We start from the raw sequence: 12911 nt of genomic DNA, 5'->3' as shown, positions 1-12911 counted from the left end.
CCTCCGCGCGATGGCGATCCTACTTGCAGATGACCTGCCCCCCTCCCGGTAGGGTGGCGCGCGCACCGTGCGCAACCGCGAATCAGGGGGACCAGACACGTGAGTTCGACTGCAGCGACGGGCTTCTGCCGCGTCACCGTCGTGGCGCCCGACAGCCGGATCGATGTGGCCCTGCCGGAGGACATCGCCGTCGCCGACGTCTACCCGGAGATCCTGCGCCTCACCGGCCAGACCCAGGCGGCCGGAACTCCCACCGGGTACCACCTCGTACGCCGCGACGGCACGGTCCTCGACGGCGCGCGCACCCTCGCCGCCCAGCAGGTCCTCGACGGTGAACTCCTCAGCCTGCGCCCCTTCGCCCAGTCGCTGCCGCCCGCCGTCTTCGACGACGTCTCGGACGCCGTCGCCTCGGCCGTCACCCGTGACCGCCATCTGTGGAGCGACGAACTACTGCGCGGCGCGGGCCTGGTCGGCGGCGTACTGCTGCTCGTCCTGATGGGCTTCGTGCTCTGGTTCGCCGACCCGGTACGGCACGACATGCACAGCCTGCCCGGCGTCATCGCCGGTTCGGCCGGACTTCTGCTGACCGCGTTCGCGGGGGTACGCGCCCGGGTCTACGCGGACCGGGCCACCGCCGTCGCCCTCGGCCTCGGCGCACTGCCCCTCGTACTCATCGCGGGCTCCGGCATCATCGGCCCGGACACCGGCCAGGGCCCCGGCCGGCTGCAGTTCCTGCTCGGCTGCGTCGCCGTACTGGTCTCCTCGGTCGCGCTGGTCGCCCTCACCCCGAGCGGCGACGCCCCGTTCGTCGCCGCGACCTTCCTCGCCACCGTCGGCACCCTGGCGACCTTCGTCGCGATCCTCACCGAGGCATCCGCCACCGAGACCGCCGCCGTCTGCGCCCCGGTCGCCCTCGGCCTCGTCGCCTTCCTGCCCGGCCTCTCCGCCCGTTTCGCCCGGCTGCCCATCGGCTACGCCTCGCCGCGCACCGCCCCCGGCGGCTACGACGACAATTTCGCCGAGCCGAACGCGGAGCCCCAGACCCAGGGCACCCCCGTCGACGCCGACCGCATCGCGGCCCAGGCCCGCCGGGGCCACGAGATGCTGCTCGGCCTGGTCGGGGGCTGTGCGGCCGTCGTCGTCGGCTGCGCTGCCGTCCTCGGCTTCTCGGACAACATCTGGGGCCAGTTCCTGGCGCTGGCCGCAGGACTCGCGATGCTGCTGCGCGCCCGCCTCTTCCGCTACACCTCGCAGGTCGCCTGCGTACTGGTGGCGGGCATCGGTGCGGTCGCCCTGCTGATCCTCGGCCTCTCCCTGAATCCGCCGACCGACCTGCTGTTCGATCTGATCCGGTACGGCGACCGCAGCTCCCTGGACATCCGTACGATCTGGCTCTCCGCAGCAGTCGCCGCCGGGGCCGCCCTGCTCACCGCGATCGGCCTGATCATCCCCCGCAAGGGCCTCTCCCCGTTCTGGGGCCGGCTCCTCGACCTGGCCGAGAGCACCGTCCTCCTGTCCCTGGTACCGCTCTGCCTGGCAGTACTGGACGTTTTCGCGAGGGCCAGGGCTTTGACCAGCTGACACCGATCGGGCCCAGCCGGGCGGAACCAAGCCCAGCCGGGCAGAATCAGGCCCGTCCGGCGAATGAGGACAGAGCGGCTCCCCGGCCGCTCCCGGGCCACCGCACCCCCGACCGAACCGGCTCCGCCGGACTGGTACGCTGTGTGACGGCCGTTTGTGTACGCCCTTCCGGATCATGCTGGGAGCTGCGCTCATCGGACCTTCGCCTCCGAGTCACGGAAGCTCCCCTGCGATCAAGACCAGGGGCACTCGTGGGCGCATCGAACATCAAGAGGAGTACGCGTGCCGCTCGACGCCGCTACGAAGAAGCAGATCATGTCCGAGTTCGCCCAGAAGGAGGGTGACACCGGATCCCCCGAGGTCCAGGTCGCGATGCTCTCCCGCCGGATCTCGGACCTGACGGAGCACCTCAAGACGCACAAGCACGACCACCACTCCCGTCGTGGTCTGCTGATCCTGGTCGGCCAGCGCCGCCGCCTTCTGCAGTACCTGGCCAAGAAGGACATCCAGCGCTTCCGTGCCCTGGTCGACCGCCTCGGCATCCGCCGCGGTGCGGCCGGCGGCGCCAAGTAATACGCCGTGAAGGGAGCGGTTCCCACGACTGAGGGGGCCGCTCCCTTTGTTGTACGTACGGTTGTGTGTACGTATGCATGTACGGGATGTGACGGGCCCGCCCGCACGACCGGAATGCCAAGCTGAGCCGAATCTCAGTAACCTGGTCGCAGAACGTCCCACAGACGAGCGAGAAGGAGACTCCCCGCCGCCGGTCCTCGGTAGTGGCCCCCGGACACAGCAACCCGGGTGCTTCGATCGAAGACCGGCCCGCCGATGGAGGGCTTCTCCGCAACCGTCCCCCGCCACACGGGCGTGGGGGCGAGAAGACGATATGTATCGGAGAAAACGCTAGTGGAGAACGAGACCCACTACGCCGAGGCCGTTATCGACAACGGAACCTTCGGCACCCGCACCATCCGCTTCGAGACGGGCCGCCTGGCCAAGCAGGCCGCCGGCTCCGCCGTTGCGTACCTGGACGACGACACCATGGTGCTGTCGGCCACCACGGCTTCCAAGAAGCCCAAGGACCAGCTCGACTTCTTCCCCCTCACGGTGGACGTCGAGGAGCGGCAGTACGCCGCGGGCAAGATCCCCGGCTCCTTCTTCCGTCGTGAGGGCCGCCCCTCCGAGGACGCGATCCTCACCTGCCGCCTGATCGACCGCCCGCTGCGCCCCTCCTTCAAGAAGGGCCTGCGCAACGAGATCCAGATCGTCGAGACGATCATGGCGCTCAACCCCGACCACCTGTACGACGTGGTCGCGATCAATGCCGCCTCCTGCTCCACGCAGCTGGCCGGCCTGCCCTTCTCCGGCCCGGTCGGCGGCACCCGTGTCGCCCTGATCAAGGGCCAGTGGGTCGCCTTCCCGACGCACACCGAGCTCGAGGACGCCGTCTTCGACATGGTCGTCGCCGGTCGCGTCCTGGAGGACGGCGACGTCGCGATCATGATGGTCGAGGCCGAGGCCACCGAGAAGACCATCCAGCTCGTCAAGGACGGCGCCGAGGCCCCGACCGAAGAGGTCGTTGCCGCCGGTCTCGAGGCTGCGAAGCCCTTCATCAAGGTCCTCTGCAAGGCCCAGTCGGACCTCGCCGCCAAGGCTGCCAAGCCCACCGGCGACTTCCCGGTCTTCCTGGACTACCAGGACGACGTCTTCGAGGCTCTCGCTGCCGCCGTCACGTCCGAGCTGGCCCAGGCGCTCACCATCGCTGGCAAGCAGGACCGCGAGGCCGAGCTGGACCGCGTCAAGGAGATCGCCGCCGAGAAGCTTCTCCCGGCCTTCGAAGGCCGCGAGAAGGAGATCTCCGCCGCGTACCGTTCGCTGACCAAGAAGCTGGTCCGCGAGCGAGTCATCAAGGACAAGGTCCGCATCGACGGCCGTGGCGTCACGGACATCCGTACGCTCGCCGCTGAGGTCGAGGCCATCCCGCGCGTGCACGGCTCGGCGCTGTTCGAGCGTGGCGAGACCCAGATCCTGGGCGTCACCACCCTCAACATGCTCCGCATGGAGCAGCAGCTGGACACCCTCTCCCCGGTGACCCGCAAGCGCTACATGCACAACTACAACTTCCCGCCGTACTCCGTCGGTGAGACCGGCCGCGTGGGCTCGCCCAAGCGCCGCGAGATCGGCCACGGCGCGCTCGCCGAGCGCGCCATCGTGCCGGTGCTGCCGACGCGCGAGGAGTTCCCCTACGCGATCCGCCAGGTCTCCGAGGCGCTGGGCTCCAACGGCTCGACGTCCATGGGCTCGGTCTGCGCCTCCACCATGTCGCTGCTGAACGCCGGTGTGCCGCTCAAGGCCGCTGTCGCCGGTATCGCCATGGGCCTGATCTCCCAGGAGATCGACGGCAAGACCCACTACGTCGCCCTCACCGACATCCTCGGTGCGGAGGACGCCTTCGGCGACATGGACTTCAAGGTCGCCGGTACGAAGCAGTTCGTCACCGCGCTCCAGCTCGACACCAAGCTCGACGGCATCCCCGCCTCGGTCCTGGCCGCCGCGCTGAAGCAGGCCCGCGACGCCCGCCTCCACATCCTCGATGTGATGAACGAGGCCATCGACGTCCCGGACGAGATGTCCCCGAATGCCCCGCGGATCATCACCGTCAAGATCCCGGTGGACAAGATCGGTGAGGTCATCGGCCCCAAGGGCAAGATGATCAACCAGATCCAGGAGGACACCGGCGCCGACATCACGATCGAGGACGACGGCACCATCTACATCGGTGCCGCCGACGGACCGGCCGCCGAGGCCGCCCGTGCCACGATCAACTCGATCGCCAACCCGACCATGCCGGAGGTCGGCGAGCGCTACCTGGGTACGGTCGTCAAGACCACCACCTTCGGTGCGTTCGTGTCCCTCATGCCGGGCAAGGACGGCCTGCTGCACATCTCGCAGATCCGCAAGCTCGCCGGTGGCAAGCGCGTGGAGAACGTCGAGGACGTGGTCGGCGTCGGAGCCAAGGTCCAGGTCGAGATCGCCGAGATCGACTCCCGGGGCAAGCTCTCCCTGATCCCCGTCATCGAGGGTGAAGAGGACGAGACGAAGGACGACGCCGCCAAGTGACGTCCCGTAGTTCCGTGACGACGGCCCGCGCCTCCTCGAAGGCGCGGGCCGTCGCCCGTACCCAAACGCTTCTCAAGGGCACCAACGGCATCGGTACGGTCCGCCGCACCGTCCTTCCCGGCGGTCTCCGGGTCGTCACCGAGACGCTGCCCTCCGTCCGCTCCGCCACCTTCGGGATCTGGGCCAACGTCGGATCACGCGACGAGACCCCCACCCTGAACGGTGCGACGCACTACCTCGAACACCTCCTCTTCAAGGGCACCGCCAAGCGCAGTGCCCTCGACATCTCAGCCGCCATCGATGCGGTCGGCGGCGAGATGAACGCCTTCACGGCGAAGGAGTACACCTGCTACTACGCGCGGGTCCTCGACACCGACCTGCCGCTGGCCATCGACGTCGTCTGCGACATGCTGACCGGCTCGCTGATCACCGCCGAGGACGTCGACGCCGAGCGCGGCGTCATCCTCGAAGAGATCGCGATGACCGAGGACGACCCGGGCGACTGTGTGCACGACCTGTTCGCGCACACGCTGCTCGGCGACACCCCCCTCGGCCGCCCGGTCCTCGGCACCGTCGACACCATCAACGCGCTCGACCGCGGCCGGATCGCCCGCTTCTACAAGAAGCACTACGACCCCACGCACCTGGTCGTCGCCGCCGCCGGCAACATCGACCATGCCACGGTCGTACGCCAGGTCCGCAAGGCCTTCGAGCGCGCGGGCGCCCTGTCCCGCACAGAAGCCGTCCCGGTCGCCCCGCGCCAGGGCTCCCGCACTCTGCGCACCGCGGGCCGCGTCGAGCTGCTGAACCGCAGGACCGAGCAGGCCCATGTCGTTCTCGGCGTGCCCGGCCTGGCCCGCACCGACGACCGCCGCTGGGCGCTCGGCGTACTCAACACCGCCCTCGGCGGCGGCATGAGCTCACGCCTTTTCCAGGAGGTACGGGAGAAGCGCGGCCTCGCCTACAGCGTCTACTCGTACACCTCGGGCTTCGCCGACTGCGGACTCTTCGGCGTGTACGCGGGCTGTCGGCCCAGCCAGGTCCACGACGTCCTCAAGATCTGCCGGGACGAACTCGACCGGGTAGCGTCCGAAGGGCTGAGCGACGAGGAGATCGGCCGCGCCATCGGGCAGCTCTCCGGTTCCACGGTCCTCGGCCTGGAGGACACCGGCGCGCTGATGAACCGTATCGGCAAGAGCGAACTGTGCTGGGGCGACCAGATGTCGGTCGACGACATGCTGGCCCGGATAGCGCAGGTCACCCCCGATGACGTCCGCGCGGTGGCGGGCGAGGTCCTCGGACACCGTCCCTCGCTCTCCGTCATCGGCCCGCTCAAGGACAAGCAGGCCGACCGTCTCGACGAAGCGGTCTCCTAACTCCACCCGTAAGGAAGCAGAGCAATGAGCAAGCTGCGCGTGGCCGTTCTCGGCGCCAAAGGCCGTATCGGATCCGAGGCGGTACGAGCCGTCGAGGCCGCCGACGACATGGAGCTGGTGGCCGCCCTGGGGCGTGGCGACAAGCTGGAGACCCTCGCGGAATCCGGCGCCCAGGTCGTCGTCGAGCTCACCACCCCCGCGTCGGTGATGGGCAACCTCGACTTCTGCATCCGGCACGGCATCCACGCCGTCGTCGGTACGACGGGCTGGTCCGACGAACGGCTCGCGCAGCTGAACACCTGGCTCTCCGGCTCCCCGGAGACCGGTGTGCTCATCGCGCCGAACTTCTCCATCGGCGCCGTCCTCACCATGAAGTTCGCGGAGCAGGCCGCCCGCTACTTCGAGTCCGTCGAGGTCGTCGAACTGCACCACCCCAACAAGGCCGATGCCCCCTCGGGCACCGCCACCCGCACTGCCCAGCTGATCGCAGAGGCCCGGAGGAAGGCCGGCTGCGCCCCGCAGCCGGACGCCACCATCACAGCCCTGGACGGCGCCCGCGGCGCGGACGTGGACGGAGTCCCAGTCCACGCGATCCGTCTCCGAGGTCTCCTGGCCCACCAGGAAGTGCTGCTCGGCGGCGAGGGCGAGACGCTCACCATCCGCCACGATTCCCTGCACCACAGCAGCTTCATGCCGGGCATCCTGCTCGGCACACGCCGCGTGGTGACCACTCCCGGCCTCACGTTCGGCCTGGAACACTTCCTCGACCTGAACTGACTGAGCCCTGCCATGCGCGCAAAGATCACTTACTTCGTCACCGCTGCCGTCCTGGTCTTCTACTTCGCCCTGGTCGGCAGCCGTGGCGTCCTGCTCATCCAGCACGGCACGCTGCTGACGGTCACCTTCGGGGTCGCGGTGCTGATCCTGCCGGTGATCGGTATCTGGTTCCTCTGGAAGAACACCCAGTTCGTTGCGCGGGCCAACGCGCTGGCCGCGGAACTGGACGCGGAGGGCGGCCTGCCGGTCGACGAACTGGTCCGCACCCCGTCCGGCCGCATCGACCGCGCCTCGGCCGACGCCGTGTTCGCACGCCGCCGCGAGGAGACCGAGGACTCGCCGGACGACTGGCGCTGCTGGTTCCGCCTGGCCGTCGCCTACCAGGACGCCAGGGACACCCCCCGCGCCCGAAAGGCCATGCAGCGCGCCATCGCCCTGCATACGAAGCCCACCCAGCCCAGCACGCCCTGACCCGGGCCGACGGGCCGTCCGACCGAATCATCGAGCCCGTCCGGCCAGATCAAGCCCGTGCGGCACCTTGGACCGACCGGCAAATGGGGGGCGGCGTCGCGGGGCTGGGCACGCACTCCCCCAATGCCTTAAGTGCCAGGGGGGACCCCCTCCGGCGTTGTCGTCAATCACCAACTTCCCCAAGCTCTCGGCTTCGCTCGAGCAGGGGAGACCCCATCGCGTTGGCTCAATCCTCCGCCTTGCAGCTGCACGCACCCAGCCCCGCTCCTTCTCCCACCCCCCATTTGCCGGTCGGTCCAAGGACAAAACGGCTACCGGGCGGCCCCGGTAGCCGGACGCCTCAGTCCCGCCGATACTCGTCCCCCCACGCCTCGACCGTGTCGGCCGCACGGTCGAACGCCTCACCCCGCGCCAGAAAATCCGCATTGCTGTCGGTGAGCAGGGGCAGAATCGCCTCGCCCCCCTGGGGTACGACGATCAACGCCTGCCCCTGCACCGTGCGCGGAAACCCGAGCCACTTCACCGGCTGCTGCACCGTACGGACGCCCGCGACGCGGTTCCACGGCACGGTCGTCGTCGTGAAGAAGCGAACCCGGCGCACGCCGTGACGGCTCACCCAGGCGCCGACCCGCAGCAGCCGCAGGGCGCAGCCGATGACCACGACGGCGAGCACCAGACATGCGGCGGCACCCGGCACCGCCCCGGCGAACGCGGTGACCATCCCCGCGATCAGGATGAACGACGCGAGCAGCAGCAGGGAGGCCGCAGCCGCGACCCGCCAGGGTCCTGGGCGGTACGGACGCCGCCAGCTGTCGTGGTCGTCGAACGGCAGCGCGATGTCCTCAGCGCTCGCGTCAAACGCGCGGTCGGCCGTCAGAAAGGGCAGGGGCACGACTGATCCTCACTCACAAGCACGCTCGATTGCTGTGCCCGGTGAGGCTACCGAGGAGGCCGCCGACCAGACCACCCCAGGGGGCCCGTAGGAGTCAGCGCCCGTGGGCAGCCTCGGTCTGCTGGGTCTGCGACGGCCCCTGGGCGGGGCTCAGGGCGGGCAGGCCGAGGATCAGTGACCCGATGAGACCTGCGACGGCCGTCAGCCCGACAAGGGAACGGCCGGCCAGCTGGGAGACGGTGGTGCGCTCCCGCGGGGGCGGGGTGACGTTACTGCGGAATCGGTCGGCCTCGGCTACGAACGAGAACGGGACGGATTCACGCCGGCGGAACATGAGGAAGCTCTCCTTGAACTCTGTTACGGATGCTGCTATCGAGTCAGACGTACGGCAGACCCGTTCGGTGCCCCGAATCGCCGAATTCGTCGAAGAAATCCCTGCACGACCCTTCCGGCCCTCGTTGTCAGTGGCGGCCCGTAGAGTGGGCGCCGCCCGAGCGACGCAATTGGAAGGACCCCGCCGGTGACCGAGACCCCCGAGCCCGCAAAGCCCAGCTTCCGCAGTGATGTCACCGTTGACCTGGTGAAACACTCCGCAGGTGACTCCGACGTCCTGTTCGCGGCCCGTGTCTCCACGGCCGGTGAGCAGTCCCTGGAGGAGGTCACCAAGGACCCTGAGCGCTCCAAGGGGCTCATCAACTTCCTGATGCGTGACCGGCACGGCAGCCCGTTCGAGCACAACTCGATGACCTTCTTCATCAGCGCCCCGATCTTCGTGTTCCGCGAGTTCATGCGCCACCGCGTCGGCTGGTCGTACAACGAGGAATCGGGCCGCTACAGGGAGCTGGAACCGGTCTTCTACGTTCCAGGGGAGTCCCGCAAACTTGTCCAGCAGGGCCGCCCCGGCAAGTACGAATTCGTCGAGGGCACGCAGGCCCAGCAGGAGCTCACCGGCCGCATCATGGAGGACTCCTACCGCCAGGCGTACGAGGCGTACCAGGAGATGCTCGCCGCAGGAGTGGCCCGTGAGGTCGCTCGCGCGGTACTCCCCGTCGGCCTGTTCTCCTCGATGTACGCCACATGCAATGCTCGCTCGCTGATGCACTTCCTCGGCCTGCGCACCCAGCACGAGCTGGCGAAGGTGCCGTCCTTCCCGCAGCGGGAAATCGAAATGGTGGGCCAGCAGATGGAGGAGCACTGGGCCCGGCTCATGCCGCTCACCCATGCAGCCTTCAACAAGAACGGACGCGTAGCCCCGTAAGCGGTGTCCGTATTGCGGCGTTTCGTGAAGTTCATCTAGGCTGATCAAACGGACCCGGCACTGCTTGAACCCCCGAGCAGGCAGTGCCGGGCTCCTACTGGGTGTCCCCCCGAGGGGGCATTGGGCGCTGAGCAACGAGTAGCGTGTTACCCATGGCTCCGATCTCCACTCCGCAGACCCCCTTCGGGCGGGTCCTCACCGCTATGGTCACGCCCTTCACGGCGGACGGTGCACTCGACCTCGACGGCGCCCAGCGGCTCGCCGCCCACCTGGTGGACGCAGGCAATGACGGCCTGATCATCAACGGCACCACCGGCGAGTCCCCGACCACCAGCGACGCGGAGAAAGACCAGCTCGTAAGGGTCGTACTGGAAGCGGTGGGAGACAGGGCCCACGTCGTCGCCGGTATCGGCACCAACGACACCCGCCACAGCATCGAGCTCGCCCGGACGGCCGAGCGCTCCGGTGCCCACGGCCTCCTCGCGGTGACGCCGTACTACAACAAGCCGCCGCAGGAAGGCATCTTCCGCCACTTCACGGCCATCGCCGACGCCACCGGTCTCCCGGTGATGCTCTACGACATTCCGGGCCGCAGCGGTGTGCCGATCGACACAGAGACGCTGGTACGGCTCGCCGAGCACCCGCGCATCGTCGCCAACAAGGACGCCAAGGGCGACCTCGGCCGGGCCAGCTGGGCCATCGCCCGGTCCGGCCTCGCCTGGTACTCCGGCGACGACATGCTGAACCTGCCGCTCCTCTCGGTCGGGGCCGTCGGATTCGTCTCCGTCGTCGGCCATGTCGTCACCCCCGACCTGCGCGCCCTCATCGAGGCGTACCTCGGTGGCGACGTCCAGAAGGCCACGGAGATCCACCAGAAGCTCCTGCCGGTCTTCACCGGCATGTTCCGTACCCAGGGCGTCATCACCACCAAGGCCGCGCTGGCCCTCCAGGGCCTCCCCGCAGGCCCCCTGCGCCTTCCCCTGGTGGAACTCACCGCACAGGAAACGGCGCAGCTCAAGATCGATCTTGCCGCCGGTGGGGTAGAGCTGTAACCACAGACTTCACAACTGAATAAGCGAAGAACACTCGCAAGAGCGAAAACACAGACAACAGCAAGTGCACGAATGACATGCGCGCCACGTGCCCAAGCGGTACGTGGCGCGCGTGGTAAGGAGAGTCTTTTGAGTCATCCGCATCCCGAACTCGGCACCCCGCCGAAGCTCCCGAAGGGCGGCCTCCGGGTCACCCCGCTCGGCGGCCTCGGCGAAATCGGCCGCAACATGACGGTCTTCGAGTACGGCGGCCGCCTGCTCATCGTCGACTGCGGAGTTCTCTTCCCGGAGGAAGAGCAGCCCGGAATCGACCTGATCCTGCCGGACTTCACCACGATCCGGGACCGTCTCGACGACATCGAGGGCATCGTCCTCACGCACGGCCACGAGGACCACATCGGTGGTGTCCCGTACCTGCTGCGACTGAAGCCGGACATCCCCCTCATCGGCTCCAAGCTGACCCTCGCGCTGATCGAGGCGAAGCTTCAGGAGCACCGCATCCGTCCGTACACCCTCGAAGTCGCGGAAGGCCAGCGCGAGCGCATCGGCGTCTTCGACTGCGAGTTCATCGCGGTCAACCACTCCATCCCGGACGCTCTCGCGGTCGCCATCCGCACACCTGCGGGCATGGCCGTCGCGACCGGCGACTTCAAGATGGACCAGCTCCCGCTGGACGGCCGGCTCACCGACCTGCACGCGTTCGCCCGGCTGAGCGAGGAAGGCATCGACCTTCTCCTCTCCGACTCGACCAACGCGGAGGTCCCCGGCTTCGTACCGCCCGAGCGGGACATCTCCAGCGTTCTGCGCACGGTCTTCGCCAACGCCCAGAAACGCATCATCGTGGCGAGCTTCGCCAGCCATGTGCACCGCATCCAGCAGATCCTCGATGCGGCACACGAATACGGCCGCCGGGTCGCCTTCGTCGGGCGCTCGATGGTCCGCAATATGGGCATCGCCCGCGATCTCGGCTATCTGAAGGTGCCCGCGGGCCTGGTGGTCGACGTCAAGACCCTCGACGACCTTCCGGACGACGAGGTCGTGCTGGTTTGCACGGGATCCCAGGGCGAGCCGATGGCCGCACTGTCCCGTATGGCCAACCGCGACCACCAGATCCGCATCGTCCAGGGCGACACGGTGATCCTGGCGTCGTCCCTGATCCCGGGCAACGAGAACGCGGTGTACCGCGTGATCAACGGCCTGACCCGCTGGGGCGCCAATGTCGTCCACAAGGGCAACGCCAAGGTCCACGTCTCGGGCCATGCCTCGGCCGGCGAGCTGCTGTACTTCTACAACATCTGCAGGCCGAAGAACCTGATGCCGGTCCACGGCGAATGGCGCCACCTCAGGGCCAACGCCGAACTGGGCGCCCTCACCGGTGTACCCAAGGACCACATCGTCATCGCCGAGGACGGCGTCGTCGTCGACCTCATCGACGGCAAGGCCAAGATCGTCGGCAAGGTCCAGGCGGGTTACGTATACGTCGACGGTCTCTCGGTCGGGGACGTCACCGAGACCTCCCTCAAGGACCGCCGCATCCTCGGTGAGGAGGGCATCATCTCCGTCTTCATCGTGGTCGACAGCTCCTCCGGCAAGATCACGGGCGGGCCGGACATCCATGCCCGCGGCTCCGGCATCGACGACTCGGCATTCAGCGCCGTAGTGCCGAAGATCGAGGAAGCGATCAACCGGTCCGCCCAGGACGGCGTGCTGGAGCCCCACCAGCTCCAGCAGCTGGTCCGCCGCACGGTGGGCAAGTGGGTCTCCGACACCTACCGCCGGCGACCGATGATCCTTCCCGTCGTCGTCGAGGTCTGACCCCGACAGACGCGAACTCCGGAGCGGAGCCCCCGATTTGCATCGGGGCGCTCCGCTCCAGTAGGTTTACGGCTCCGCCTGACCGGGAAGCACCGCGCACGCTCATGTGCAGTGGGCACCCCGAACGGGGCGGGAATTCCGACTCAGAAGTTCTGATAAAGTCGGATCCGCCGAAAGGCGAGGTCACTCCAAAGGCCACCGGAATTCAAATTCGGACCGGGAACGGAACGAAAAAGAATCTGGTAAGGTTGGAACCGCCGGAAAGGGAAACGCGAAAGCGAAGAACTGGAAAGCGGCCCCGCTTCGACCGGGAATCGGACACGAAAGAGTCTGATAGAGTCGGAGACGCAAGACCGAAGGGAAAAGCCCGGAGGAAAGCCCGAGAGGGTGAGTACAAAGGAAGCGTCCGTTCCTTGAGAACTCAACAGCGTGCCAAAAGTCAACGCCAGATATGTTGATACCCCGGCCTGCTTCGGCAGGTTGGTGGTTCCTTTGAAAGTCCTGCCGGGCCTCACGGTTCCGGTGGGCAATTTACACAGCGAGGACGCTGTGAACGATCGGTCTTATTC

Annotated in this window: 11 protein-coding genes; 9 read left to right on the top strand and 2 right to left on the bottom strand. The window is 67.9% G+C overall.

What is annotated here, in order from left to right; genetic code table 11:
- Positions 1–99 precede the first annotated feature (99 nt).
- The 6 genes from eccD to NRF20_RS12770 all read left to right on the top strand — a co-directional run bounded on the left by eccD (position 100) and on the right by NRF20_RS12770 (position 7325).
- The gene (gene eccD, locus NRF20_RS12795; protein WP_413752596.1) at positions 100–1581 is read left to right on the top strand and encodes a type VII secretion integral membrane protein EccD; all 1482 of its coding nucleotides are present in this window, start codon (positions 100–102) and stop codon (positions 1579–1581) included.
- A 282-nt stretch (positions 1582–1863) separates the two neighbouring features.
- On the top strand, positions 1864–2154 hold the full coding sequence (gene rpsO, locus NRF20_RS12790; protein ID WP_003965855.1) for a 30S ribosomal protein S15: 291 nt from the start codon (positions 1864–1866) through the stop codon (positions 2152–2154).
- A 333-nt stretch (positions 2155–2487) separates the two neighbouring features.
- Complete coding sequence (locus NRF20_RS12785) at positions 2488–4701, top strand: polyribonucleotide nucleotidyltransferase (protein ID WP_398633954.1); 2214 nt, start codon at positions 2488–2490, stop codon at positions 4699–4701.
- The gene (locus tag NRF20_RS12780; protein ID WP_114246999.1) at positions 4698–6077 is read left to right on the top strand and encodes a M16 family metallopeptidase; all 1380 of its coding nucleotides are present in this window, start codon (positions 4698–4700) and stop codon (positions 6075–6077) included. Before NRF20_RS12785 ends, NRF20_RS12780 begins: the two co-directional genes overlap by 4 nt.
- A 24-nt stretch (positions 6078–6101) precedes the next feature.
- Positions 6102–6854, top strand: coding sequence for a 4-hydroxy-tetrahydrodipicolinate reductase (gene dapB, locus NRF20_RS12775; protein WP_398633953.1), 753 nt, complete (start codon positions 6102–6104; stop codon positions 6852–6854).
- Between the two features lie 12 nt (positions 6855–6866).
- Positions 6867–7325 carry a tetratricopeptide repeat protein gene (locus NRF20_RS12770; protein ID WP_114247001.1) on the top strand — a complete coding sequence of 153 codons (459 nt, stop codon included), beginning with the start codon at positions 6867–6869 and terminating at the stop codon, positions 7323–7325.
- Between the two features lie 340 nt (positions 7326–7665).
- Here the strand turns inward: NRF20_RS12770 and NRF20_RS12765 are convergent, their stop codons facing one another.
- On the bottom strand, positions 7666–8217 hold the full coding sequence (locus tag NRF20_RS12765; RefSeq protein WP_398633951.1) for a hypothetical protein: 552 nt from the start codon (positions 8215–8217) through the stop codon (positions 7666–7668).
- 94 nt (positions 8218–8311) lie between these two features.
- Entirely contained in the window at positions 8312–8551 is a 240-nt protein-coding gene (locus NRF20_RS12760) for a hypothetical protein (RefSeq protein WP_398633950.1), read from the bottom strand.
- Between the two features lie 186 nt (positions 8552–8737).
- Between NRF20_RS12760 and thyX the strand changes: the two genes are divergently transcribed.
- The 3 genes from thyX to NRF20_RS12745 all read left to right on the top strand — a co-directional run bounded on the left by thyX (position 8738) and on the right by NRF20_RS12745 (position 12342).
- Positions 8738–9475, top strand: a complete 738-nt coding sequence (gene thyX / locus NRF20_RS12755; protein WP_093898763.1) for an FAD-dependent thymidylate synthase — start codon at positions 8738–8740, stop codon at positions 9473–9475.
- A 152-nt stretch (positions 9476–9627) separates the two neighbouring features.
- A complete protein-coding gene (gene dapA / locus NRF20_RS12750; RefSeq protein ID WP_398633949.1) occupies positions 9628–10527 on the top strand; it encodes a 4-hydroxy-tetrahydrodipicolinate synthase in 900 nt (299 codons plus the stop codon).
- Between the two features lie 129 nt (positions 10528–10656).
- Positions 10657–12342 carry a ribonuclease J gene (locus NRF20_RS12745; protein ID WP_398633948.1) on the top strand — a complete coding sequence of 562 codons (1686 nt, stop codon included), beginning with the start codon at positions 10657–10659 and terminating at the stop codon, positions 12340–12342.
- Positions 12343–12911: the final 569 nt, after the last annotated feature.

Origin of the sequence: Streptomyces sp. R-74717 (genome assembly GCF_047305335.1) — a bacterium.
GTDB classification, from domain to species: Bacteria; Actinomycetota; Actinomycetes; order Streptomycetales; family Streptomycetaceae; genus Streptomyces; species Streptomyces atratus.
Note: the sequence above shows the minus strand (reverse complement) of the source record. Positions and strands in the feature narration are given on the sequence as shown.